Here is a 23,110-nt window from a genome sequence, read left to right on the forward strand (position 1 = left end):
TCACCATTTCCTACATCTGTGAATAAACAGGCGTCACGCCTCGCCCGCGAGCGCGAACCGGCCGTCGTCCGTCTGCTCGATCAGCCCGTCGACCAGCAGCGAGTCCAGCGCGCGGTCGCGCTGTGCCGGATCGCGCTCCCACGCCAGGTCGAGCGCCGCGCGGGGGACGGCGCTCCTCGATCCGCGGAGCACGTCGAGCAGCCGCCCGCGCGCCTGCCGGTCGGTGCCCTCGTACTTCTGGACCTTCCGCGGCGCCACCGTGCCCGACGGTGCCCCGGCCGCGAGCCAGGCGCAGTCCGCGTGGATCGGGCACTCCCCGCAGCGCGGCGACCGCGCCGTGCAGACCAGCGCGCCCAGCTCCATCAGGCCGGCCGACAGCCGCGTCCGCCGGTCCGCGGGGACGGTGCCGAGCGCCGCCGTCGCGGCCGCCAGGTCGCGCTTCGCCGACGGTGCCGCGGCGTCCGAGTCGCCGTCCGCGGCGCGGGCGAGGACCCGCCGCACGTTGATGTCGACGACGGGGACGTCCTGGCCGAAGGCGAAGCAGGCCACCGCCCGCGCGGTGTAGTCGCCCACGCCGGGCAGCGACAGCAGCTCGTCGACGTCGGCGGGGACGGCACCGTCGAACCGCTCGACGAGGGCCTGCGCGCACGCGTGCAGCCGCATCGCCCGGCGCGGGTAGCCGAGCTTGCCCCAGGCGCGCACGGCATCGGCACCGGTGGCGGCGGCGAGATCGGCCGGGGTGGGCCAGCGCTCCATCCACGCGCGCCAGACGGGCTCGACCCGCACCACCGGCGTCTGCTGCAGCATCACCTCGCTGACCAGGATCGCCCACGCCCCGGCGTCCGGCGCGCGCCACGGCAGGGCGCGCTCCGCGGCGTCGAACCACGCGAGCACGGGTGTGAAATCCGGGACAGAATCCGCTCTGGTGTCTCGCGTCGACGTCACGACGTGCATTATGGACCCATGCCCACTTCGACTCCTCCCGGCGCCTGGCGCGCCCTCCGTGACGGCAACCGGCGCTTCGTCGAAGGCACTCCGGCGCACCCGAATCAGGGTGCGAGCCGCGTCGCCGAGCTGGCGAGCGGGCAGCAGCCCACCGCCGTGCTGTTCGGCTGCGGCGACTCCCGCGTAGCGGCCGAGGTGATCTTCGACCAGGGCCTCGGCGACATGTTCGTCGTCCGCACCGCCGGGCACATCATCGACGCGGCCGTCCTCGGCTCCATCGAGTACGCCATCGAGGTGCTCAAGGTGCCGCTCATCGCGATCCTCGGACACGACAGCTGCGGCGCCGTCGCGGCCACCGTGAACTCGATCGACACCGGCACCATGCCCCCCGGCTACATCCGCGACATCGTCGAGCGGCTCACCCCGTCGGTGCTCGCCGGCCGCCGCGAGGGCCTGTCGGACGTCAACGACATCACCGCGCAGCACGTCATGGAGACCGGCTGGCTGCTCATGGAGCGCTCGCGGATCATCGCCAAGGGCGTCGAGGAGGGCCGGGTCGCGATCGTCGGCCTCACCTACGAGCTCGCCGAGGGCAAGGTGCACCTGCGCGGCTCGGTCGGCGACATCGGCGAGGCCGCCACCTCGCCGTTCCAGGCCGTCCGGCCGGAGTGATCCGTACCGATCCGTGACACGCCGCCGCAGGTCAGCGGCGTGAGGCCCGGGGAACGCTACCGTTGAGGCGTGCTTGAACCCCACGGACCCCTGCCGCCCGAGATCTACTGGCGCCGCCGCGTGCTGGCCGCCGTCTTGGCGCTGTTCGCCGTGCTCGTGGTGGTTCTCCTGATCGTCTTCGTCGGCGGCGGCAAGGACTCGTCGCAGAACGCCGCGACCGCCTCGTCGACCACGCCGGTCACCACGAGCGGCCTGCCCCCGTCGCAGGCGCCCGACGGTGCCGACCCCTCGGCCGCGAACAACAACGGCGGCACGGGCGGTGCCGGTGGCTCCGGTGCGCCCCAGTCCGGCGCGGCCGGTTCGGGTGCGGCCTCGGCGTCCGCGAGCTCCTCGGGCGGCGGCGTCCCGACGCCCGGCGCGGTCGTCGCCGGCGGGCCGTGCCCCGATGCGAACATCTCCGTCGTGGTCGGCGCCGACAAGGCGACGTACGCGCTCGGCGAGCAGCCGACGTTCGAGGCGACCATCACCAACGCCGGACCCGTGCCCTGCTCGCGCGACATCGGCACCGGGCAGCAGCAGCTGATCGTGCTCACCCTCGACGGCAGCAAGCAGCTGTGGACGAACTTCGACTGCACCTTCCAGCCCGGCATCAAGAACGAGGTTCTCCAGCCCGGTCAGCAGCTGCGCTACAAGCTGCAGTGGGCCGGCACCACCTCCGCCCCCGGCTGCCAGACCCAGCGCGTCGCCGTCGCGCCCGGCGCCTACCAGGTGGTCGCGCAGCTCGGCGCCAAGCGCAGCGCGCCGGTGACCTTCAACATCGTCCGGGCCGCGCCCACGCCGGAGGCCGGCGCGGACGCGGGGACCGGCACCGGGAACTAGTCGCTCGGAATCCGCAGCGGCTCAGAAGCGCTCGACCGAGGCCTCGGCGAGGCGGGAGAGGCCCTCGCGGGCCTGCCGCGCACCGTCGGACCCGATACCGGGGACGGCCTGCAGGTCCGCGGCGGAGGCGGCGAGCAGCGTCTGCAGCGAGCCGAACGTGCCGACCAGCGCCTCCACCTGCGTGGCGCGCAGCCGCGGGATCGAACCGAGGAGGCGGTGGCCGCGCGGGGAGACGGGCTCGTCCTGCGCCTCGACCGTCCCCGAGAAGCCCAGCGCCGCAGCGATGGTGGTGGCGGCGAGCAGGTCGGCGTCGGTGAGCGCGTCGATGCGCACGACGGCGGCGTCCACGGTGTCGTCGTCGCCGAGGTAGTCGCGCAGCACCGGCTCGCGCAGCGAGATCGACTCGCCCAGAAGGTCTTCCAGCTGCAGGGCGATCTGCCGGCCCGACGTTCCGAGCTCCAGGACGTGCTGCTCGATCTCGACGGCCAAGCGCCGCACCAGTTCCAGCCGCTGCACCACGTGCGCGACCTCGCGGACCGTCACGACGTCCTCGATCTCGGCGCGGGAGAGCTGGGCGAGCACCTCGTCGAGGCGGTGGGCGTAGCGCTCCAGCGTCGCGATGGCGAGGTTGGCGCGGGAGAGGATCGGCGCGGCGTCGTCGACGAGGTGCCGCACCCCGCCGACGTAGGCGTGCACGATCGACATCGACGCGCTCACCGAGATCACCGGGTAGCCGGTCTGGATGGCGGCGCGCTCCGCCGACCGGTGCCGCGTGCCCGACTCCTGCGTGGGGATCGCCGGATCGGGCACGAGCTGGACGTTCGCCCGCACGATCCGGCTGCCGTCGGTGGAGAGGACCACCGCGCCGTCCATCTTGGCGAGCTCCCGCAGGCGGGTCGGCGCGAACTCGACGTCCAGGTGGAAGCCGCCGTCGCAGATGCCCTCGACCGCGTCGTCGTAGCCCAGCACGATGAGAGCGCCGGTGCGGCCGCGGAGGATCCGCTCGATCCCGTCGCGCAGGGGCGTGCCCGGGGCCACCCGGATCACGGTGTCGCGCAGCGGCGCGTTCCCGACGAACGCGGCTTCGAGATTCATAGCGGTAGGTTAGCGCTCCTTCGCGCCCGTGGGAGCAAGGGAGCCCAGACGCAGGGCGTCGGCCAGGGTCGCCGCCTCGCCGATGTGGATCCCGTCGACCTTCAGCTTCTGGCCGTCGGGGGAGGGCGGCACGATGGCGTGGGTGAAGCCGAGCCGCGCGGCCTCCGCGAGTCGCCGCTCCAGGCCGGTCACGCGCCGCACCTCGCCGGCCAGGCCCACCTCGCCCAGCACGACGGTGTTCGGGCGCAGCGCCTTCTCCACCGCGCCGGACGCCACGGCCAGGGCCAACGCCAGGTCGGCGGCCGGCTCGGTGATCTTCATGCCGCCGACGGTCGCCGCGTAGACGTCCTTCTGCGGCAGGTTCTCGATGCCGCCGTGCTTGCTCAACACGGCCAGGACCATCGCCACGCGGGCCGAGTCGAGGCCCGAGACCGCGCGCCGGGGGGAGGGGAGGGGCGTGGGCGTCACGAGGGCCTGGAGCTCGCCCAGCATGGGCCGCTTGCCGTCCAGGCCGACGGTGACCGCGGTCCCGGCCGCCGCCTGGTCGCGGTGGTGCAGGAACAGGCCCGACGGGTCCGTGACCTCGACGATGCCGGACTCGCGCTGCTCGAAGCAGCCCACCTCGTCGGACGCGCCGAAGCGGTTCTTGATGCCGCGCACCATGCGCAGCGTGGAGTGCTTGTCGCCCTCGAAGCTGAGCACCACGTCCACGAGGTGCTCGAGCGACCGGGGGCCGGCGACGGCGCCGTCCTTCGTGACGTGGCCGACCAGGATCACCGCGATGCCGGACGCCTTCGCCAGCGACGTCAGGGTCGCCGTGATCGCGCGGACCTGCGTGACGCCGCCGTGCACCCCGTCGACGCCCGAGGCGGACAGGGTCTGCACCGAGTCGACCACCATGAGGGTGGGGGAGATCTGCTCGACGTGCCCGAGCACCGTCCCGAGGTCCGACTCGGCGGCCAGGTAGAGCTGGTCGGACAGGGCGCCGGTGCGCTCGGCGCGCAGCCGCACCTGGCCCGCGGACTCCTCGCCCGTGACGTACAGGGACTTCCCGCGGCCCGTCGTGGCCCAGCGGTGCACGACCTCGAGGAGCAGCGTCGACTTGCCGACGCCGGGCTCACCGGCCAGCAGGATCACCGAACCGGGGACGATGCCGCCGCCGAGCACGCGGTCCAGCTCGCCGATGCCGACGGGCAGCGCGCGCGTCGAGTTCGGGTCGATCTTCGTGATCGGGACGGCGCGGGTCTTCGGCAGCGTCAGGCCGACGTTGGCGGCCGAGCCGGAGCCCGCGGCGCGGAGCGGAGCGCCCTCCTCCATCGTGGACCAGGCGCCGCACGACGGGCAGCGCCCGACCCACTTGGCCACGGTGTGGCCGCATTCGGTGCAGGTGTACTGCACCTTGGCTTTCGCCATGTTCTCGCGACCGGTGAGGGCCTAGTGGCCGCCGGTGCCCTCGCCGGCACCGTGCTCGCCGGCGGTGGGGGTGATCCCGGCGACGGAGGCCGGAGCGGCGCCCGCGTCGATCGGGACGTCGATCGGCAGCGAGCCCGCCTTCTCCAGGTGGAACCAGAGCTTGTTGGTCAGGCCGGGGCGCCAGTTCGCGTCGACGGGGACGGAGACGGTGAGGCGGGTGATGCCGGCCGCCTTGGTGTCGCTGCCCGCGGGGGCGGTGCCGTACAGCGAGCCGCTGGCGGCGAGGGTGGTGTCACCGCTGATGGTGGCGAAGCGGCCCTTCTCGTCCGAGATGCCCTTGAGCTTGTCGGCCTGGTGCGGGTTCAGGTTGGTGAGCACGAAGGCGAGCTTGCCCTGGCTGCCCGACACCGGGAACAGGACGTGCACGTCGCTGAGCGCGATCTTCTGGTCCACGAAGGTCTGGTTGGCGCCGTTGATCGCGGCCACCTGGTTCGCGGTCTGCGAGATCTGGCCCGCGCCGCAGGCGGACACCGAGAGCAGGGCGCCGGCGGCGAGCAGGGCGCCCGCGACGGTGGTGGCGGTGCGGCGGGTCGAGACGGTGCGTGCGGACACGGTTCCTCCAGTTTCCTCCCCGTGCGCGGCGACACCCGCGTGCGGACGGTGCTGAGTATGTCACCACGCAGCGTAGTAGAAGGCGGGTCGGCCCGTGCCGCCGGGCGGCATCTACGGCGCAAGTACTACGCATCGTCGTGTGCGCCGCCGGTTGCCGGAACCTGCGGAGAACATCCGCGGCTTCGTTTGTCAAGCCCGGGAGGAGTCCTGACCTGCGACGTTGCCTCGCAGCCCGAATTCGCCCCGTGTTATCCTGGTCATATCGAAAGGGGCAAGGATCAGATGATTTTCAAGGTCGGAGACACCGTTGTCTACCCCCATCACGGTGCCGCACTGATCGAAGCTATCGAGATCAAGACCATCGGTGGACGTGAGCGCGAGTACCTCGTGCTCAAGGTCGCACAGGGTGATCTGACGGTCAAGGTTCCCGCTGAGAACGCCGAGGTCGTCGGCGTTCGTGACGTGGTCGGCCAGGAGGGCCTGGACAAGGTCTTCCAGGTACTGCGCGCGCCGCACACCGAGGAGCCCACGAACTGGTCGCGCCGGTACAAGGCGAACCTCGAGAAGCTCGCGTCGGGCGATGTGAACAAGGTGGCCGAGGTCGTTCGCGACCTGTGGCGTCGTGAGCAGGATCGCGGTCTGTCGGCCGGCGAGAAGCGCATGCTGACGAAGGCTCGCCAGATCCTCGTGGGTGAGCTCGCGCTCGCCGAGGCGACGGACGACGGCAACGCCGAGTCCCGCCTGGACGAGGCGCTGGCGGCGGCCTCCTGACCGTCGTTGCGCTGGTCCCCGCCGCTGGGCAGGGGACGCGCCTGGGGCTGAACATCCCCAAGGCCTTCGTGACTCTGGAAGACCGTTCACTGCTCGAAAGGGCAGTGGACGGTCTTCTGGCGTCCGGGGTCGTGGATGAGGTGGTCGTGATGGTCCCGCCGGACATGATCGACCGGGCCCGGGAGCTGGTGCCGCGGGCGCGCGTCGTCGTGGGCGGGGCGGAGCGCACCGATTCGGTGCGGGCCGGCCTCGCCGCCGCCGGGTCGGCCGACTTCGTCCTGGTGCACGACGCGGCCCGCCCGCTGACCCCCGGCTCGATGATCGAGCGGGTCGTCTCCGCGCTGCGCGCCGGCGCCTCCGCCGTCATCCCCGTCCTCCCGGTCGCGGACACCATCAAGCGCGTGGGCGCCGACGGTGCCGTCGAGGCCACCGTCGACCGCTCCGACCTGCGGGCCGTGCAGACGCCCCAGGGTTTCACGGCCGCCGCACTGCGCGCGGCGTACGACGCCGCGCCCGGCGCGCTCGCCACCGACGACGCCGGCCTCGTCGAGCGGGCGGGCGGCACCGTCGTCACCGTTCCCGGCGACCCGCTCGCCCTCAAGATCACCACCGCCTTCGACCTGCGGGTCGCGGAAGTCCTTGCGCAGGAGCAGAGATGATCATTCCCCGCGTCGGCATCGGCACCGATGTCCACCCGTTCGAGCCCGGTCGCGAGTGCTGGATGCTCGGGCTCCTCTTCGACAGTGACGGCTGCTCCGGCCATTCCGACGGCGACGTCGCCGTGCACGCGCTGTGCGATGCGCTGCTCTCCGCCGGCGGCCTCGGCGACCTGGGCACCGTCTTCGGTGTTGGGCGCTCCGACAACGTCGGGATCACGGGCGCGGAGATGCTCACGCACGTGCGGTCGCTGCTCGAGTCCGCCGGCTTCACGGTGGGGAACGCCGCGGTGCAGCTGATCGGGAATCGGCCCAAGGTCGGGCCGCGGCGGGACGAGGCGCAGCAGGTGCTGAGCGGTCTGCTCGGCGCCCCGGTCTCCGTCTCCGCCACCACCACCGACGGCCTGGGTCTCACCGGCCGCGGCGAGGGCGTCGCCGCCGTGGCGACGGCCCTGGTCTACGCCGCCGGCTGAACTCCGGTCCGGCGCCGACGCGAGGCGCAAGTGTCGTTCCCGGTAGCCATGCGCTGCACGCATACCCTCCCGTCAGCGGGCTCGAAACGCGGACTGCCCCCCGGCGGGCTGTCACTCCCTGTGTTGGCCCCGGCGCAGCCGTTCCGCATGTGTCGGTTCCGCGGGTTGCTGCCCCAACCGGCGTTCGTCCCCCGCGCGACGCCGATCCGCCCGCCCCACGTTCGAACCCCCACCAGAAGCCGCGCTTATGGTGAGGGACCGGCTGACCCCCGCGCGGCGTTCGGTCCCCCACTCGACGCCGCGAGCGTTCCGCCGGACGTGAGTCTGACCGTGGCCCGGGGGTATGCGTCCCGGGCATGGCTTCGCGCGGCAACACACGAGCCGCAGGAGTGCTGGCGCGGAGCTACGCGGCGAGCCGGCCGGCCCGCGCGCGACGCAGCGTCACCACGGTGTCGACGGTGAGCAGGGTCAGCGCGACCCAGACGATGCCGAAGCCGATCCAGCGCTCGGGGGAGACGTGCTCGCCCAGGAACAGCACCGCGCACAGCAGCTGCATGATCGGCGTCGCGAACTGGATCAGCCCGACGGTCACGAGCGGGATCCGGCGCGCGGCCGCGGCGAAGAGCAGCAGCGGCACGGCGGTCGCGACGCCCGCGAAGGCGAGCAGCGCGGCGTGGCCGGCGCCGTGGCGGGCGAAGTCGAGCCCGCCGCCCCACACGGCGATGCCCACGAGTACCGCTGCGGCGATCGGCGCGAGGATCGCGGTCTCCAGCGTCAGGCCCTGCAGCGCGTTCAGGTGCACGCCGACCTTGTTCTTCACCAGCCCGTACAGGCCGAACGAGAAGGCCAGCGCCAGCGCTGTCACCGGGAACGTCCCGGCGACCACGGCCAGGTAGACGAAGGCCAGGACGCCGATGCCGACTGCGACCCACTGCAGCGGTCGCAGCCGCTCGCGCAGCACGACGACGCCCAGCGCCACCGTGACCAGCGGGTTGAGGAAGTAGCCGAGCGCCGCGTCCGACGTGTGGCCCGACGTGACCGCCACGATGTAGACGATCCAGTTGGTGGAGATGAGCAGCGCGGCGATCGTCACCCCGGCGAGCAGCCGCGGTTGCCGCAGCACCGGCCGGATCCAGCCGAGGTCGCGCAGGATCAGCAGCGCGGCGCCGCAGAGCACCAGCGTCCACAGGATGCGGTGGGCCAGGATCTCCCAGGGGCCGGTGGGCTTGAGCGCGTCGAAGTACAGGGGGAACAGGCCCCACAGCAGGTACGCGGCGACGCCCATGGCGGTGCCGCGGGTCACCTCGGAGACGTCGCGTTCGGGCACCGAATGATCCTACCTTTTTGGGCGCGCACCGTCGAAGCCCCTGACCTGCGAGGCGCGCGCACCGCGACCCGTAGAATCAGTCGACGTGACGCTGCGCCTTTACGACTCCCTGACCCGCGAGGTCCGTGACTTCGTGCCCCTCGTGGACGGCAAGGCGGGCATCTACCTCTGTGGCGCGACGGTCCAGGGCGTTCCCCACATCGGCCACATCCGCAGCGGCGTCGCCTTCGACGTACTGCGGCGCTGGCTCATCGCCAAGGGCCTCGACGTGGCCTTCGTGCGGAACGTGACCGACATCGACGACAAGATCCTGCGCAAAGCCGCCGAGGCGGGCCGTCCCTGGTGGGAGTGGGCCGCGACGCACGAGCGCGAGTTCACCCGCGCCTACGACGCCCTGGGCGTGCTGCCCCCGTCGGCGGAGCCGCGGGCCACGGGGTTCATCACCCAGATGGTCACGTACATGGAGCGGATGATCGAGCGCGGCCACGCCTACGCCGCGCCGTCGGGCGCGGGCAACGACGTGTACTTCTCCGTCCGCAGCCTCCCGACTTACGGCGAGCTGAGCCGGCAGAAGGTCGACGACGTGCAGCAGGGCGAGACCCTCGCCGAGGGCAAGCGCGACCCGCTGGACTTCACCCTGTGGAAGGCCGCGAAGCCGGGCGAGCCGAGCTGGCCCTCCCCGTGGGGCGACGGCCGGCCGGGCTGGCACCTCGAGTGCTCCGCGATGGCCACGAGCTACCTGGGCGCGCAGTTCGACATCCACTGCGGCGGCATGGACCTCGTCTTCCCGCACCACGAGAACGAGATCGCGCAGGCGCACGGCGCCGGCGATCCGTTCGCGAACTACTGGCTGCACAACGGCTGGGTCACCATGTCGGGCGAGAAGATGAGCAAGTCGCTCGGCAACGTCGTCTCGATCCCGAACCTCCTCACGCAGTACCGCGCCGTCGAGTTGCGCTACTACCTGGGCTCGGCGCACTACCGGTCCATGCAGGAGTACTCCGCGGGCGCCCTCGATGAGGCCGTCACGGCGTACGGCCGGATCGAGGCGTTCGTGCGGCGCACCGTCGAACGGGCGGGGGAGGTGCCCGTCGGGGAGTGGACCGACGGTTTCGCTGCCGCGCTCGACGACGATCTGGGCGTACCGTCGGCGTTGGCGGAGGTCCACGGGACCGTGCGGGCCGGGAACGCGGCGCTCGAGTCGGGCGATCTCGACGAGGCGCGGCGGCTCGCGGGCGCGGTGCGGGCCATGACGGCGATCCTCGGCGTCGATCCGCTGGACCCGCACTGGGTCACGGAGAACGCCGGCGACGGTCACGCCATGGACGCCCTCGGCGTGCTGGTGCAGGCCGAGCTCGAGCGGCGCGCCGCCGCTCGGGCCGAGAAGAACTGGGCGGAGGCCGACGCGTCGCGCGACCGGCTGCACGCCGCGGGTATCGAGGTGACCGACGGTGCCGACGGCTCCGCCTGGACCCTGAAGACGAACAAGTAGGAGGCGGACTGATGGCAGGCAATTCGCAGCGCCGCGGCGCGGTCCGCAAGGCGGGCACCAAGAAGGGGCAGGTCCAGGGCTCGGGCGGCGTCCGGCGCCGCGGGCTCGAGGGGCGCGGCGCTACGCCGGCCGCCAAGGATCGCCCGTACCACCCCGCGCACAAGAAGGCGCGGGCCGCGGCGAAGGCGGCCGCGACGCCGCAGCGCCGTCCGAAGGTCGCCGGCCGCGCCGCCGACGACGGGCCCGAGTACGTCCTCGGCCGCAACCCCGTCGTCGAGTGCCTCCGCGCGGGTGTCCCCGCGTCGGCGCTGTACGTCGCGATCGGCTCGCAGAACGACGAGCGGCTCACCGAGTCCGTGCAGATCGCGGCCGACACGGGCATCGCGATCCTCGAGGTGCAGAAGGGTGAGCTGGACCGGCTCAGCGACAACGGCCTGCACCAGGGCATCGCCCTGCAGATCCCGCCGTACCAGTACGCGCACCCCGAGGACCTGCTCGCCCGCGCGCAGGACCGCGGCGAGGCGCCGCTCATCGTCGCGCTCGACAACATCACCGACCCCCGCAACCTCGGCGCCGTGATCCGCTCGACCGCCGCGTTCGGCGGGCACGGCGTGGTCATCCCGGGCCGACGGTCCGCCGCGGTCACCGCCGTCACCTGGCGCACGTCCGCGGGCGCGGCGGCGCGGCTTCCCGTCGCGCAGGCCCCGAACCTCAACCGGGCGCTGGCCGACTACGCGGCCGCGGGCCTCCAGGTCGTCGGCCTCGACGCGGGCGGCGATGTGGACCTCGACGACTACCGCGCCGACACCGGCGTCGTCGTGGTCGTCGGCTCCGAGGGCAAGGGGCTCTCGCGCCTGGTGCGGGAGAACTGCGACTCGATCCTGTCGATCCCCATCGCGTCGTCGGTGGAGTCGCTGAACGCCTCGGTCGCCGCGGGCGTCGTCCTCGCCGAGTTCGCCCGACAGCGACGTCAGTAAAGATCATCTGCGTTAGCCTGAAGAGATGACCTCACTCGAGGAGCGACGGGAGTCGCGGCGCCGGCAGATGCTCGACGCCGGGATCGCGCTCCTCGGCGGCCCCGAGGCCGGGGCGCTGGGTGTCCGCGCGGTGTGCCGCTCGACGGGCATCACCGAGCGCTACTTCTACGAGGCCTTCGGCACGCGCGACGGCTTCGCGCACGCCGTCTACGATGACATCGCCCGCCGCACCCAGGACGTGCTGGTGCGGAGCGTCCGGCAGGTCTACGACGCGGCCGCGGCCGCGGAGGCGCCGATCACGGCCACCGCCGTCGCGGAGGCCGCGGTCTCGGGATTCGTCGAGTTCGTCGTCGACCGGCCCGACGTCGGCCGGATCCTGCTGCTCGCGCCCCACCGCGAGCCGGCCCTCGCCGAGCGGGGCCTGATCAGCATGCCCGCGTTCTTCGACGTCCTCGCCGCCGCGCTGCCGAGCACCGTCGACGAGACCACGCGCCGGCTCGTCGCCATGGGCCTCGTCGGTGCGCTGACGACGCTGTTCACCGAGTACATCGCGGGTCGGCTCGACGTGACCCGGGAGCGGCTCGTCGCCCACTGCGTGCGCCTCATCGCCACCGCCCCCGACCGGTTCGTCGACTAGCGGTACGAGCCGTACTACCCGGCGAAGCGCGCGATCGCGACGCCGGCACCGTCGAGCACGGTGCGCAGGCGACGCGCGACGGCGACCGCCGACGGGTTGTCGCCGTGCACGCACACCGAATCGGGCGTGAGGTCCACCTCGCTGCCGTCGATCGCCTCGACGGTCCCGTCGCCGACCATGCGCAGCACGCGCGCGGCGATCTCGTCGGGATCGTGCAGCACCGAGCCCTCCCGGGACCGGGGGACGAGGGCACCGTCGGGCAGGTAGGCCCGGTCGGCGAACGCCTCCCGCACCGTGCGCAACCCGCGCTCGGCGGCGATGCGCAGGAAGGCGGAGCCGGGCAGGCCGAGCACCGGCAGGTCCGGCGCGGCCGCGAGCACGCCCTCCACGACGGCCGCGGCCTGCGCCTCGTCGGCGACGATCCGGTTGTAGAGCGCGCCGTGCGGCTTGACGTAGTCGACGGTGCCGCCGACGCTCCGCGCGACCGCCTGCAGCGCGCCGATCTGGTAGATCACGTCGGCGGTGAGGTCGGCGGCGGGGACGTCCATGGACCGGCGGCCGAAGCCGCGCAGGTCCGCGTACCCGACCTGCGCGCCGATGGCGACCCCGGCGGCCACCGCCGCGGCGCAGGTCTCCCGCAGCGTCGTCGGGTCGCCGGCGTGGAAGCCGCAGGCCACGTTCGCCGAGGTCACCACGTCGAGCAGAGCGGCGTCGTCGCCGAGGCGCCAGGCGCCGAAGGACTCGCCGCAGTCGGCGTTGAGGTCGATTCTCACGACCTCGACGGTAGCGCGTGCTGGCAGTCGTGCGCGGGGGTGTCGACCGGCGCGACGGTGCCGCGGCGGCCGCGCTGCCCGAGGAGGCGGCAGACCATGTAGATCAGGAACGAGATCGACGTGACGAACACCGACACCGGCAGCGCGGGGGCCAGCGACAGGATGATGCCGCCGACGGCGGAGACCAGCGCGAAGATCAGCGAGAGCACCGTCGCCTTCCCCGGCGAGCTGGTGACTCGCGCGGCCGCGGCGGCCGGGGTGATGAGCAGGCTCATGACCAGCAGCGCCCCGACGATCTGCACGCCCTGCGCGGCAGCGGCGCCCACGAGCATCGCGAAGACCACCGACAGCGTCTTCACCGGGACGCCGTGCGCGGCGGCCACGTCGGGGTCCGTCGAGAGGAACAGCAGCGGCCGGTAGATGAACGCGAGGATCAGCAGCACCACGACGGTGGTGATGGCCATGAGCGTCACGCCGCTCATCCCGACGGCCACGATCTGCCCCGTGAGCAGCGCGAACGCGGTGCCCTGCCGGCCCTCGTGCAGCGCCAGGAACAGCACCGACAGGCCGAGGCCGAAGGCCATGATGACGCCGATCACCGAGTCCCGCTCGCGCGCGTAGACGCCGAGCAGGCCGAACAGCAGGCCCGCGACGAGCGCGCCCAGCAGCGCGCCCGAGCCCACGCTCCACCCCATGAGCAGGGCGAAGGCGGCGCCGGTGAGCGACAGCTCGGACGTGCCGTGCACGCTGAAGGCCATCTGCCGCGAGACGATGAGCGGGCCCATCACGCCGGCGAGCACGCCGAGCAGCGCCGCCGCGAGCAGGGCCTGCTGGACGAAGGGCTGCTGCAGCAGCTCCCAGGTGAGGGAGAAGTTCGTCAGGTTCTCGAGCCGGTCCATCAGTGATCCCCTCCCACCACGACCAGCCGGTCGCGCACGTGCAGCACGTCGACCGGGGTGCGGTACAGCCGGGTCAGCCGCTCCGAGGTCATCACCTCGGCCGTCGGCCCCACCTCGAACCGCCCGTCCACCAGGTAGAGGACGCGGTCGCAGTAGGGGAGCACCGGGTTGATCTCGTGGGTCACGAAGAGCACGGCGGTGTCGTGCTCGCGGCGGCGGCGCTCGATGAGCGAGACGGCCAGCTGCTGGTTGCCGGGGTCCAGGGAGAGCAGCGGCTCGTCGCAGAGCAGGATCGTCGGGTCCGAGGCCAGGGCCTGCGCCACGCGCAGCCGCTGCTGCTCACCGCCGGACAGCGAGCCGATGGGTGCCTCGGCGAAGGCCTCGGCGTCCACCTGCCGGAGCGCTTCGTCGACGGCGGACCGTCGGGCCGCGCGGTTCCGCAGGCCGAGGCCCCAGGCGGCACCGTCGAAGCCCAGGCCCACGAGGTCGCGTCCGCGCAGGGGCACGGCCCCGTCGAGCGCGCGCTGCTGCGGGATGTAGCCGATCCGGCCGTTCACCTCGACGGTGCCGGCGGACAGGTGGCTCTGGCCCAGGAGGATGCGCAGCAGCGAGGTCTTGCCGGCGCCGTTCGGGCCGAGCACGGCCACGAACTCGCCGGGCGCGATGTCGAGGTCGAGTCCGTCCCAGAGCGTGCGGTCGCCGTACCGCAGTCCGGCGTCCCGCAGGCGGATGACCGGGTCCGACGGTGCGCTCACGGGCGCGGGGCGAGCGCGTCGGACAGCGCCTTGACGTTGCCCGCCTGCCACGCGATGTAGTCGTCGACGCCGGCCGGCAGCGACTCGGTGACCCGGACGACGGGCACGCCGGCGGTCTCGGCGGTCTTCGCCAGCGCGGAGGTCACGGGGCTCTCGGTCTGGGCGTTGAGCACGACGGCCCGCACCTGCTTGCCGCTGACCAGCGCGTTCGCGGCGGCGATCTCGGCGGGCGCCGGGTCGGTGCCGGACTCGATGGCGGCGGTGTAGCGGGCGGGCGCGACGTCGGTCAGGCCGGCGAGGGTCAGCAGGTGGCCGGCGACGGGCTCGGTCGCGGCGACCTTGGCGCCGGGGTTGGCATGGCCGATGGCGCGGGCCTGCCCGATGACGGTGTCGAGCTTCGTGGAGAAGGCGGCGGCGCGGCTCTCGTAGCCGGCGCGGTGCGCGTCGTCCTTCTCGGCGAGCGCCTTCGCGACGGCGGTCGCGACCTTCTGCATGGTCGGCAGGTCGTAGAAGACGTGCTCGTTCTCGCTCTTCGGGTCCTGCAGCGCGGCCGCGTCGACCTTGGCCGCGGCGGCGCCCTCGGCGGCCTTCTCCATGTAGGCGTCGTAGTGGCCGCCGTTGAAGACGAGCACCGAGGCCTTCTTGACCTTGAGGGTGTCCTGGGCGGAGGGCTCGAACTCGTGCGGGTCGCCGGTGGGGTTGGCGAACAGCGAGGTCACCGTCGCGTCACCGCCCGCGACGGCGGTCGCGATCGCGCCGTAGACGTCGGTCGAGGCCACGACCGCGGGCTTGCCGTCGCTCGAATCCGAGGAGGCGGTCCCGCACGCGGTGAGCGCGAGGGCAAGGGCGGCGACGGCGCCGGCGACCCGGGTGAGACGAAGGCGGTTGCGCACGGCGGAGCTCCTCTGACAGCAATGGGAATCGTTGTCATTTAGAGTAGCGGCGACGCGGTTGCACTGTCGAATAGGCGAATGCGCATGTATCGGCGCATTCGGCGTGGTCAGGCGCCGACGGTTCCGGCGGCCTCGGCCTGCGCGGTCGCGGTGGCCTCCTCGGCGATCGCGGCGAACTGCGCGCCCATGGCTGCGGACAGCGCCTGCGCGGCGGAGAGCGGGCGGACCATCACCATGAAGTCGTCGATCTTGCCCTCGGCGTTGACGTGGATGAAGTCGCAGCCGGTGATCTTCTTGCCGTCGACCGCGGCCTCGAAGACGAGGGCGTGATCGTCGCCGTCGTTGATCTCGCGCACGTAGCGGAAGTCCTCGAAGACCCGCAGCACGCCGCGCAGGATCGCCGCAGTGATGTGCCGGCCCTCGTAGGGCTTGAACGCGACGGGGCTGGTGAAGGTCACGTCGTCGGCGAGCAGGCCGTCGAAGGCCCCGCCGTCGCGGGCCTCGACGGCGGCACGGAACTCACGCATGGCAACTCCTAGTAAATTAGTTGAGTAGGTGTCGACGAGTATAGGCAACTAATTGACTAGAATGGAAGGCATGGCGCTGCGGCACGCGATCGAATCGACCCTCCTCGTGCTGGGGGAGGCGTCCGGGTACGACCTGTCCAAGGAGTTCGACGGTGCCCGCGCCAACTTCTGGGTCGCCACGCCGCAGCAGCTCTACCGCGAGCTCGAGCGCATGGAGTCCGACGGTGCGATCGTCGCGCGGACCGTCGAACAGGAGAAGCGGCCGACCAAGCGCGTCTTCCGCCTCACCGACGCCGGCCGCGCCGAGCTCGCCTCGTTCACGACGACCGCGCCGCGCGCGACCGCGATCCGGGACGAGCTGATGGTGCGGGTGCAGGCCGTGGAGGTGGGCGACCCGGCCGCGGTGTGCGAGGCCGTGGGCGCGCTCCGCGATGCCGCGGCCGCGAAACTCGTCTACTACGAGCGGATCGAGCGCTCCTGGCTCGGCGGGCGCACGCGCGACGAGCTGCTCGCCGACCCGCACCTCGGCGGGCCCTATCTGACGCTGCTGCGGGGCCTGCGGTTCGAGCGCGAGAACGTCGACTGGGCGGAACTCGCGCTGCCGGTGCTGCGCGCCCGGATCGCCTGACGCGCTCCGCGTTTCCCGTGCCGGGTCGCCGTGGTTGTGTCACGATTCGGGGAAACGCTTCTGGGGAGGAGCTCGACATGCACGGTGACCGGGGACTGCGCGCACGCATCACCACGACGGCCGGGGGTGGGGTTGCGCTGTGTGCGCTGCTCGCGGCGGCGGGCTGCGGTGGCGGCGGGACGACCACGACAACGGAGACCGTGACGGCGACGCAGGCCGTGTCCTCGGCGGGGAGTGCGCCGCCCGCGACGCGCGGGACGGGTGCTCCCGCCCCGGCGATCGGCGAGGTGCCGGGCAGCGCCGGCGCGGCGAAGGCCTTGCGGCCCTGGCTCGCCGACGTCACCGCGAAGGACCTCCCCGCGCTCACCTCGAAGTGCTGGACGCAGCCGCCGAGTGTCATCGGCGAGATGTACGGCGACGCGGGCAGGATCACCGAGGCCGTCTCCGGGCCCGGCGTCCTGGGGCAGTTCGGCCCGACGTGGAAGAGTGCCACCACCACCGTGCAGCTGCGCCCGAGTGAGGTCGCCTCCTCCTACGGATGCCCCGACGTCTATGCGGCGAACGGCTCGATCCCGCTCGAGAAGGCGCGGTACGCCGTCGTGCGGTACCTGGGGCGGCACGTCGGAAAGCCCGTCGACCCGGCCGACGTCGAGGCGGACTATCCATTGCTCTGCCCGGCGGGCGACGGCGCCCCCGGTCTCGCCGAGGTCACCGGATTCGACGCGGCTCAGGTGGGTGCGCCCCAGGTGGTGAAGACGGGGTCGACCACCGTGACCTCGGTGAGTGCTCAGGTGGCGACGCGATCGGGAATCCGGAAATCGGCCGGCTTCGTCCTCGATCGCGGGCCGAACGGCTACTGCATCAGGCGTTTCACCCTTCGCTGAAGGGTTTCTGACGTCGGATTCGTTCAATTCCTCCGATCAGCTGAGAAGTTATCGACGGTTCTCTATCCTCCTGGAAAGAACAACCCGTGTGGGGATGCGGTGTGCGCGCGCATCGGCTTCGGAACGTCCGGGCCAACGGGAGTGCTGGAGGACGGATGAAGACCACCCGATCCGGGGCGTCGGCCCCGCTGCGATACCTGCTCGTCGCCGTCCTCGTCGCGGTGGGGGTGGTGGGAGCGCCCGGCGTCGCGCAGGCGGACCCCTCGTACATCCCGTCGGTCGACCGGTGGGAGAAGGCGGTGCCGCGCGCCGACTGCCGCGACGGCGACCGCGTGGAGACCGGGATCCAGGGCGACGTCCCGCTGGAGGACCGCAAGAATCGCCGCAGCACCAAGGGCTACAACTGCAACATCGACCTCGTCGGCCAGTACCAGGGAGACGGTGCCGGCATCGTCAGCCCGAGCTACAAGCACTGCTCGTACATCTCCACGAGCTTCCCCACCAACTTCGCCGGCAGCCGCGGGCCGGGCGTGCGGGTGGTCGACAACTCCGACCCGAGGAACCCGAAGCAGACGGCGGTCCTCAACGAGCTCGGTGTCGTCACCGGGACGTGGGAGTCGCTCAAGGTCAACGAGAAGCGCGGACTGCTGGTCGGGACGTCGGTGCCGATCGGCACGGGCTTCGGGTACGTGGCGATCTACGACATCTCGAAGGACTGCGCCCGTCCACGGCTCCTGAACCCGGGGGTGGGCAGCAACCTGGCCATGCCGATCCCGATCACCACGCACGAGGGAGCGTTCTCGCCGGACGGCAGGACGTACTGGGCGTCCGGCGTCGTCGGCGGCCACCTCAGCGCGATCGATCTGACGGACCCCGCGAACCCGATGGTCGTCTGGTCCGGCATCACCGGGATATCGGGGCACGGCGTGGGCTTCTCGCCCGACGGCCGCCGGCTCTACGCCTCGACGCTCGCCGGCATCACTGTCCTCGACGTCACCGCGGTCCAGGACCGCAAGCCCCGCACGGTGGTGACTGCGCCGGTGCCGCACGTCGGGCGCAAGTTCTGGATCGACGGTCAGCTGACCCAGCACAGCATCCACGTCACCTACGGCGGCAAGCCCTATGTCTACGTGGTCGACGAGGGCGGATCCGGCGGGGTGAAGCTGCTCAGCCTCAGCGATCTCAGCGACCTGAAGCTGCGCAACCAGATCAAGCTCGAGATCAACCTGCCGAAGAACGCCGCGAAGTGGGCGTCGAGCGCCACCTCGAACGGCGTCTTCGGCTACGACGCCCACTACTGCACCGTCGACCGGCCGGAGCAGCCGACGGCGATGGCCTGCGGATGGATCCAGTCCGGCATCCGCGTCTTCGACATCCGCGACCCCGACCGGATCCGCGAGATCGCGTACTTCAACCCGCCGGCGCAGACCGGTAAGAACCTGCAGCTGCCGAACTCGACGCACGCGATGATCGGCTCGATCATCGCGCCCCCGATCATCGGCACCCTGTCGATCGCGCAGTCGATCCTGCAGGGGCAGGCGCCGGTCAACGGGCTCATCAACGACCAGAGCAGGCTGCTCGGCGCGGACCTCTCCGCCGACTGGTGCATGTCACCGCCCGAGTTCCGTGGCAACGACCTCATGGTGAGCTGCATGGACAACGGGTTCCTGCGGCTGCGCATCGATCCGACGGTGTACTCGCCGCGATGACGGCGTTCACGGAACGGCGGTCCGTCCGCGCGGCCGCCGCGGTGCTGGCGCTGACCCTCGCGGTCGTCATCGGGCTGGTGATCGGCAAGGGCGCGCAGCCGGACCGACCCGCGCAGGAGCCGGGCGGCCCGCAGCGGCTCAGCGCGTCCGACGTCGGCTTCGCGCAGGACATGATGGCGCACCACCAGCAGGCGCTGCAGATGGTCGAGCTGCTCAAACCCGACCTCAGCGCCGACGTCCGCGGGGCCGCGGCGCAGATCCAGCAGTCCCAGAACCGGGAGATCGGCGTGATGATGGGCTGGCTGGAAGTCTTGGGGAAGCCCCTGCAGAACCCGGACCCCATGGCCTGGATGGCGGGGATGACCGGTGCTCCTTCGGCCGCCGGGACGAGTGTCGCGGTCGCCGGCGGACACGGCGGGCACGCGATGCCGATGCCGTCCACGACCGCGGCGGCGTCGTCCGCCTCCGCGGCGACGCAGCACGCGATGCCCGGGATGGCGACGAGCGCGGAGCTCACGGCGCTCGCCACCGCCTCCGGGGTGCAGCAGGAGATCCAGTTCCTGCAGCTGATGCTGCGGCACCACCAGGGCGGGGTCGAGATGGCCGGCTACGCGCAGCGCGGCAGTGAGTCCCCCGCGGTCCGACAACGCGCGACGGCGATGGCCAAGGAGCAGAGCGACGAGATCACGATGATGCTGGTGCAGCTCACCGCGCGGAACGCGACCTCGCTGCCCTACCCCTGACGCCCGGGATCCGGTTACCGCACGACGTGCGGCATGAGCGCGTCGGGCGGGATCACGCCGAACTTGCCTGCGTTGTAATCCTCGAGCGCCTGGATCAGTTCGGCCTTGGTGTTCATCACGAACGGGCCGTACTGCGCGACGGTCTCGCGGATGGGGCGGCCGCCCAGGATCAGTACCTCCATCGCGGGCCGGTGCGAGTCCTGCGACGCGTCGGCGGCCACCGTGATCCGGTCGCCGGGGCCGAGCTGCGCGAGCTGGCCCTGGTGGATCGGGTGCCCCACGGGCCCGACGGTGCCCTTGCCGCTCAGCACGTAGACCAGCGCGTTGAAGTCGCGGTTCCACGGCAGCGAGGCCTCGGCGCCGGGGGCGATGGTGGCGTGCACGAAGTTGATCGGCGTCCGCGTGGAGCCGGGACCGGCGTGCCCGTCGACCTCGCCCGCGACGATGCGGATCAGCGCGCCGCCGTCCGGGGTCGTCACGAGGGTGGTCTGGCCGCCCTCGAGGTTCTGGTAGGCGGGGGTCGTGAACTTCTCCGACTTGGGGAGGTTCACCCACAGCTGGATCCCGTGGAACGTGCCGCCCGACTCGACCAGTTCGGCCGGCGGGGTCTCGATGTGCAGGATGCCGGAGCCGGCGGTCATCCACTGGGTTGCGCCGTCCTGGATCAGTCCGCCGCCGCCGTGGCTGTCCTGGTGCTGGAACAGGCCGTCGATCATGTAGGTGACCGTCTCGAAGCCGCGGTGCGGGTGCCAGTTGGTGCCCTTGGGCTCGCCCGGCTCGTACTCGACCTCGCCCATCTGGTCCATGTGGATGAACGGGTCGAGGTCGCGCGGGTGCACGCCGGCGAAGGCGCGCACCACGGGGAAGCCCTCGCCCTCGTGGCCGCGGGGGCCGGTGGTGATCTTCCGGACGGGGCGCTGCGTGTCCGACGGTGCCGCCGCGGCGATGCGGGGCAGGGTCAGGGTGTCTGCGGTGACGGCGGGCATGTCGTCCTCCTCGATTGGCTGGTGACGCTGACATTACCATCAACCGGACCGTGGTCCGATTGATTCCCGGGGGTGTGCCCGTCGAGGAACCGGGCGATTCTCGCGTGGGGTCGTGCATATCCGGTGTGGCGCGGAAATCGGCCGATTTCCCGACGGATACGCTCGGAGCCGTGACTCGATCAGTGGGCTTGGCCGTCTCGTACGACGGCACGGAGATCTTCTATGCCGATCACGCGGACGGGGCGGACCCGGCGAAGCCGGCGTTCCTGCTGGTCCACGGCTGGTCGGCGAGTTCGGACTCGTGGGGCGTGCCGTTCCTCGCCGAGCTGACCGGCGCCGGCCACCGCGTGGTCGCCGTGGACAACCGCGGTCACGGCCGCAGCTCGGTCCCGGACTCCGATCACCCGTACTCGACGGAGCGCTTCGCCGACGACCTCGCCGTGATCCGCCGCGACCTGGGACTGACCGACGTGATCCTCGTCGGCTGGTCGTACGGCGGCCTGATCATCGCGGACCACCTCGCGACCCACGGCACGGACGGCGTGCGCGGCGTCGGCCTCGTCGGCGCCATCACCTCGATCGGCGGCTCGAAGGAGACCGGCCCGTTCCCCGGCGGCGTCACCGGCGAGTCCATGAACGCAGCCCTGCCGGCAGCACTGTCCGCGCACGCGGGCAAGGCGATCACCGCGCTCGCCAAGCTGCGGATGCTGCCGCACGGCTTCGACCAGGACGCGCTCGGCCCCGTCGCCCAGCAGCAGTTCGGGATCGCGCTGTCGACGCCCCCGGCCGTCCGCGGCGGCCTGTTCCGGCGCACCGTCGATCACGACGCGGACCTCGCCGCCTGGACCTTCCCGGTCCTGGTGCAGCACGGGCGGGACGACGAGGTGGTGGCACCGTCGACCGCGGAGCACCACGCGCGGATCCTGCCGAACGCGACGCTGTCCTGGTGGGACGGCGGCGGCCACGCCCCCTTCGTCGTCGATCCCGCGCGCAGCGCCCGCGAACTCCTCGCACTGGCGCGCTGATCGGCCGGGGTTAAGCTGGACGGCGTGCCTACTGGGAAGTCCGCGGCCTTCGTGCCGCGCCGGATCGCGGTGCTGTCGGTGCACACGTCGCCCCTGGCCCAGCCGGGTACGGGCGACGCGGGCGGGATGAACGTCTACATCTGGCAGACCTCCCTCGAGCTCGCCAAGCGCGGCATCGAGGTCGAGATCTTCACGCGTGCCACCGCCTCGGCCGACCAGCCGGTCGTCGAGGCCGCGCCGGGCATCCGGGTGCGCAACATCGTCGCCGGCCCGTTCGAGGGCCTGGACAAGACGGACCTGCCCGCGCAGCTGTGCGCCTTCGCCGCGGGCGTGCAGCGCGCCGAGGCCCGCGAGGAACCCGGTTACTTCGACCTCATCCACTCGCACTACTGGCTCTCGGGCCAGGTCGGCTGGCTCGCCCGCGACCGCTGGGGCGTGCCGCTCGTGCACACCGCGCACACCCTGGCCGCGGTGAAGAACGACGCCCTCGCGATCGGCGACACCGCGGAGCCGCAGGCCAGGCTCATCGGCGAGCAGCAGGTCTCCGACGAGGCCGACCGGCTCATCGTCAACACCGAGGTCGAGGCCGGCCAGCTCGCCCGGATCCACGACGTCCCGCCCGGCCGCATCGACGTCGTCTACCCCGGCGCCGACCTGAACACCTACACGCCCGGCGACGGCGCCGCCGCCCGCGCCGAGCTCGGTATCGCGCCCGACGAGCTGGTCCTCACCTTCGTCGGTCGCATCCAGCCGCACAAGGCGCCCGACCTCCTGCTGCGCGCCGCCGCGCCGCTGATCCACGCGCACCCGGAGCGCCGCATCCGCGTGCTGGTGATCGGCGGACCGTCGGGCACGGGCCTGGAGCGCCCCGACGCCCTGATCGCGCTCGCCCGCGAGCTCGGCATCGAGCACGCGGTCACGTTCGGCCCGCCGCGCCCGCCCGCGGGGCTCGCCGAGGTCTACCGCGCCTCCGACGTGGTCGTCGTCCCCAGCTACTCCGAGTCCTTCGGCCTCGTCGCCGTCGAGGCGCAGGCGTGCGGCACGCCCGTCGTGGCCGCGCAGGTCGGCGGGCTTCCGGTCGCCGTCGCCGACGGTGTCTCGGGCCGCCTCGTCGACGGGCACGAGCCGCCGGTGTGGACCGCCGTCCTCGATGAGCTCACCGCGGATCCCGCACTGCGGCAGCGGCTCTCCGACGGTGCCGCGGCTCACGCCCGGCAGTTCTCGTGGGCGCGCACGGCCGACGGCCTGCTGGACAGTTACGCGAAGGCGATCGAGGCGCGGAACGTCGCGGTGCAGACGGTGCGCCGCCGCCGGCGCCGGACGGGAGTGAGGGCATGAC

Annotated in this window: 25 protein-coding genes; 14 read left to right on the top strand and 11 right to left on the bottom strand. The window is 72.3% G+C overall.

The window, feature by feature from the left end:
- Nucleotides 1–33: 33 nt before the first annotated feature.
- On the bottom strand, nt 34–945 hold the full coding sequence (locus BLW32_RS04070; protein WP_231857322.1) for an HhH-GPD family protein: 912 nt from the start codon (nt 943–945) through the stop codon (nt 34–36).
- An 18-nt stretch (nt 946–963) separates the two neighbouring features.
- Here BLW32_RS04070 and BLW32_RS04075 point away from each other — a divergent pair, with 18 nt between their 5' ends.
- Nucleotides 964–1,617 carry a carbonic anhydrase gene (locus tag BLW32_RS04075; protein ID WP_068523704.1) on the top strand — a complete coding sequence of 218 codons (654 nt, stop codon included), beginning with the start codon at nt 964–966 and terminating at the stop codon, nt 1,615–1,617.
- A 69-nt stretch (nt 1,618–1,686) separates the two neighbouring features.
- Nucleotides 1,687–2,496, top strand: coding sequence for a BsuPI-related putative proteinase inhibitor (locus BLW32_RS04080; RefSeq protein WP_068523705.1), 810 nt, complete (start codon nt 1,687–1,689; stop codon nt 2,494–2,496).
- Between the two features lie 21 nt (nt 2,497–2,517).
- Here the strand turns inward: BLW32_RS04080 and disA are convergent, their stop codons facing one another.
- Genes disA through BLW32_RS04095 form a run of 3 tightly spaced genes read right to left on the bottom strand, consistent with a single transcriptional unit; the run spans nt 2,518 to nt 5,616 of the window.
- A complete protein-coding gene (disA, locus tag BLW32_RS04085; protein WP_068523707.1) occupies nt 2,518–3,591 on the bottom strand; it encodes a DNA integrity scanning diadenylate cyclase DisA in 1,074 nt (357 codons plus the stop codon).
- Nucleotides 3,592–3,600: 9 nt separating this feature from the next.
- Nucleotides 3,601–5,004: a DNA repair protein RadA gene (gene radA, locus BLW32_RS04090; protein WP_068740752.1), complete on the bottom strand. Its 1,404-nt coding sequence runs from the start codon at nt 5,002–5,004 to the stop codon at nt 3,601–3,603.
- A gap of 21 nt (nt 5,005–5,025) precedes the next feature.
- Complete coding sequence (locus tag BLW32_RS04095) at nt 5,026–5,616, bottom strand: copper chaperone PCu(A)C domain-containing protein (RefSeq protein WP_068740753.1); 591 nt, start codon at nt 5,614–5,616, stop codon at nt 5,026–5,028.
- Between the two features lie 282 nt (nt 5,617–5,898).
- On the opposite strand from BLW32_RS04095, the gene BLW32_RS04100 reads away from it, so the two are divergent.
- Genes BLW32_RS04100 through ispF form a run of 3 tightly spaced genes read left to right on the top strand, consistent with a single transcriptional unit; the run spans nt 5,899 to nt 7,516 of the window.
- Nucleotides 5,899–6,387, top strand: coding sequence for a CarD family transcriptional regulator (locus BLW32_RS04100; protein ID WP_068523712.1), 489 nt, complete (start codon nt 5,899–5,901; stop codon nt 6,385–6,387).
- Complete coding sequence (gene ispD, locus BLW32_RS04105) at nt 6,384–7,046, top strand: 2-C-methyl-D-erythritol 4-phosphate cytidylyltransferase (protein ID WP_068740754.1); 663 nt, start codon at nt 6,384–6,386, stop codon at nt 7,044–7,046. Before BLW32_RS04100 ends, ispD begins: the two co-directional genes overlap by 4 nt.
- A 2-nt stretch (nt 7,047–7,048) precedes the next feature.
- Complete coding sequence (ispF, locus tag BLW32_RS04110) at nt 7,049–7,516, top strand: 2-C-methyl-D-erythritol 2,4-cyclodiphosphate synthase (RefSeq protein WP_074850906.1); 468 nt, start codon at nt 7,049–7,051, stop codon at nt 7,514–7,516.
- A gap of 403 nt (nt 7,517–7,919) precedes the next feature.
- Here ispF and rarD read toward each other — a convergent pair whose 3' ends face one another.
- On the bottom strand, nt 7,920–8,843 hold the full coding sequence (gene rarD / locus BLW32_RS04115; protein ID WP_082791274.1) for an EamA family transporter RarD: 924 nt from the start codon (nt 8,841–8,843) through the stop codon (nt 7,920–7,922).
- Nucleotides 8,844–8,928: 85 nt separating this feature from the next.
- Between rarD and cysS the strand changes: the two genes are divergently transcribed.
- The 3 genes from cysS to BLW32_RS04130 are packed head-to-tail and all read left to right on the top strand — an operon-like array spanning nt 8,929 to nt 11,949.
- Nucleotides 8,929–10,335, top strand: a complete 1,407-nt coding sequence (gene cysS / locus BLW32_RS04120) for a cysteine--tRNA ligase (RefSeq protein WP_068523718.1) — start codon at nt 8,929–8,931, stop codon at nt 10,333–10,335.
- A gap of 11 nt (nt 10,336–10,346) precedes the next feature.
- A complete protein-coding gene (gene rlmB, locus BLW32_RS04125) occupies nt 10,347–11,312 on the top strand; it encodes a 23S rRNA (guanosine(2251)-2'-O)-methyltransferase RlmB (RefSeq protein ID WP_068740756.1) in 966 nt (321 codons plus the stop codon).
- Nucleotides 11,313–11,337: 25 nt separating this feature from the next.
- A complete protein-coding gene (locus tag BLW32_RS04130; RefSeq protein ID WP_068740757.1) occupies nt 11,338–11,949 on the top strand; it encodes a hypothetical protein in 612 nt (203 codons plus the stop codon).
- Between the two features lie 14 nt (nt 11,950–11,963).
- On the opposite strand, the gene BLW32_RS04135 is transcribed toward BLW32_RS04130, so the two are convergent.
- From BLW32_RS04135 to BLW32_RS04155, 5 genes are all read right to left on the bottom strand, one after another.
- Nucleotides 11,964–12,722 carry a LamB/YcsF family protein gene (locus tag BLW32_RS04135; RefSeq protein WP_068740758.1) on the bottom strand — a complete coding sequence of 253 codons (759 nt, stop codon included), beginning with the start codon at nt 12,720–12,722 and terminating at the stop codon, nt 11,964–11,966.
- Nucleotides 12,719–13,621, bottom strand: a complete 903-nt coding sequence (locus tag BLW32_RS04140; RefSeq protein ID WP_068523727.1) for a metal ABC transporter permease — start codon at nt 13,619–13,621, stop codon at nt 12,719–12,721. Before BLW32_RS04140 ends, BLW32_RS04135 begins: the two co-directional genes overlap by 4 nt.
- Nucleotides 13,621–14,376 (bottom strand): metal ABC transporter ATP-binding protein, encoded by a 756-nt coding sequence (locus BLW32_RS04145; RefSeq protein ID WP_068740759.1) that lies wholly within the window; start codon nt 14,374–14,376, stop codon nt 13,621–13,623. Before BLW32_RS04145 ends, BLW32_RS04140 begins: the two co-directional genes overlap by 1 nt.
- Nucleotides 14,373–15,269 carry a metal ABC transporter solute-binding protein, Zn/Mn family gene (locus BLW32_RS04150; protein ID WP_068523730.1) on the bottom strand — a complete coding sequence of 299 codons (897 nt, stop codon included), beginning with the start codon at nt 15,267–15,269 and terminating at the stop codon, nt 14,373–14,375. Before BLW32_RS04150 ends, BLW32_RS04145 begins: the two co-directional genes overlap by 4 nt.
- Before the next feature lie 107 nt (nt 15,270–15,376).
- The gene (locus BLW32_RS04155; protein WP_068740760.1) at nt 15,377–15,796 is read right to left on the bottom strand and encodes a nuclear transport factor 2 family protein; all 420 of its coding nucleotides are present in this window, start codon (nt 15,794–15,796) and stop codon (nt 15,377–15,379) included.
- Nucleotides 15,797–15,866: 70 nt separating this feature from the next.
- Here BLW32_RS04155 and BLW32_RS04160 point away from each other — a divergent pair, with 70 nt between their 5' ends.
- The 4 genes from BLW32_RS04160 to BLW32_RS04175 all read left to right on the top strand — a co-directional run bounded on the left by BLW32_RS04160 (nt 15,867) and on the right by BLW32_RS04175 (nt 19,760).
- Nucleotides 15,867–16,424, top strand: coding sequence for a PadR family transcriptional regulator (locus tag BLW32_RS04160; protein ID WP_068523734.1), 558 nt, complete (start codon nt 15,867–15,869; stop codon nt 16,422–16,424).
- 77 nt (nt 16,425–16,501) lie between these two features.
- Nucleotides 16,502–17,308, top strand: a complete 807-nt coding sequence (locus BLW32_RS04165; protein WP_068740761.1) for a hypothetical protein — start codon at nt 16,502–16,504, stop codon at nt 17,306–17,308.
- Nucleotides 17,309–17,463: 155 nt separating this feature from the next.
- Nucleotides 17,464–19,017 (top strand): LVIVD repeat-containing protein, encoded by a 1,554-nt coding sequence (locus BLW32_RS04170; RefSeq protein ID WP_068523738.1) that lies wholly within the window; start codon nt 17,464–17,466, stop codon nt 19,015–19,017.
- The gene (locus BLW32_RS04175; protein ID WP_068740762.1) at nt 19,014–19,760 is read left to right on the top strand and encodes a DUF305 domain-containing protein; all 747 of its coding nucleotides are present in this window, start codon (nt 19,014–19,016) and stop codon (nt 19,758–19,760) included. The genes BLW32_RS04170 and BLW32_RS04175 overlap by 4 nt, the downstream gene beginning before the upstream one ends.
- A 14-nt stretch (nt 19,761–19,774) precedes the next feature.
- On the opposite strand, the gene BLW32_RS04180 is transcribed toward BLW32_RS04175, so the two are convergent.
- On the bottom strand, nt 19,775–20,746 hold the full coding sequence (locus tag BLW32_RS04180; RefSeq protein ID WP_068740763.1) for a pirin family protein: 972 nt from the start codon (nt 20,744–20,746) through the stop codon (nt 19,775–19,777).
- 170 nt (nt 20,747–20,916) lie between these two features.
- Here BLW32_RS04180 and BLW32_RS04185 point away from each other — a divergent pair, with 170 nt between their 5' ends.
- A complete protein-coding gene (locus BLW32_RS04185; RefSeq protein WP_170181095.1) occupies nt 20,917–21,771 on the top strand; it encodes an alpha/beta fold hydrolase in 855 nt (284 codons plus the stop codon).
- Between the two features lie 24 nt (nt 21,772–21,795).
- On the top strand, nt 21,796–23,109 hold the full coding sequence (mshA, locus tag BLW32_RS04190; RefSeq protein ID WP_068523749.1) for a D-inositol-3-phosphate glycosyltransferase: 1,314 nt from the start codon (nt 21,796–21,798) through the stop codon (nt 23,107–23,109).
- The last annotated feature ends 1 nt before the right edge of the window (nt 23,110 follow it).

It is taken from the genome of Tsukamurella tyrosinosolvens, assembly GCF_900104775.1.
Taxonomy (GTDB): Bacteria; Actinomycetota; Actinomycetes; order Mycobacteriales; family Mycobacteriaceae; genus Tsukamurella; species Tsukamurella tyrosinosolvens.

Coding starts and splice junctions, on each gene's coding strand:
- BLW32_RS04155 (WP_068740760.1), bottom strand. CDS start 15,796: ATGCGTGAGTTCCGTGCCGCCGTCGAGGCCCGCGACGGCGGGGCCTTC.
- BLW32_RS04160 (WP_068523734.1), top strand. CDS start 15,867: ATGGCGCTGCGGCACGCGATCGAATCGACCCTCCTCGTGCTGGGGGAG.
- BLW32_RS04100 (WP_068523712.1), top strand. CDS start 5,899: ATGATTTTCAAGGTCGGAGACACCGTTGTCTACCCCCATCACGGTGCC.
- BLW32_RS04180 (WP_068740763.1), bottom strand. CDS start 20,746: ATGCCCGCCGTCACCGCAGACACCCTGACCCTGCCCCGCATCGCCGCG.
- BLW32_RS04175 (WP_068740762.1), top strand. CDS start 19,014: ATGACGGCGTTCACGGAACGGCGGTCCGTCCGCGCGGCCGCCGCGGTG.
- radA (WP_068740752.1), bottom strand. CDS start 5,004: ATGGCGAAAGCCAAGGTGCAGTACACCTGCACCGAATGCGGCCACACC.
- BLW32_RS04165 (WP_068740761.1), top strand. CDS start 16,502: ATGCACGGTGACCGGGGACTGCGCGCACGCATCACCACGACGGCCGGG.
- rlmB (WP_068740756.1), top strand. CDS start 10,347: ATGGCAGGCAATTCGCAGCGCCGCGGCGCGGTCCGCAAGGCGGGCACC.
- BLW32_RS04140 (WP_068523727.1), bottom strand. CDS start 13,621: ATGGACCGGCTCGAGAACCTGACGAACTTCTCCCTCACCTGGGAGCTG.
- disA (WP_068523707.1), bottom strand. CDS start 3,591: ATGAATCTCGAAGCCGCGTTCGTCGGGAACGCGCCGCTGCGCGACACC.
- BLW32_RS04170 (WP_068523738.1), top strand. CDS start 17,464: ATGAAGACCACCCGATCCGGGGCGTCGGCCCCGCTGCGATACCTGCTC.
- BLW32_RS04075 (WP_068523704.1), top strand. CDS start 964: ATGCCCACTTCGACTCCTCCCGGCGCCTGGCGCGCCCTCCGTGACGGC.
- BLW32_RS04130 (WP_068740757.1), top strand. CDS start 11,338: ATGACCTCACTCGAGGAGCGACGGGAGTCGCGGCGCCGGCAGATGCTC.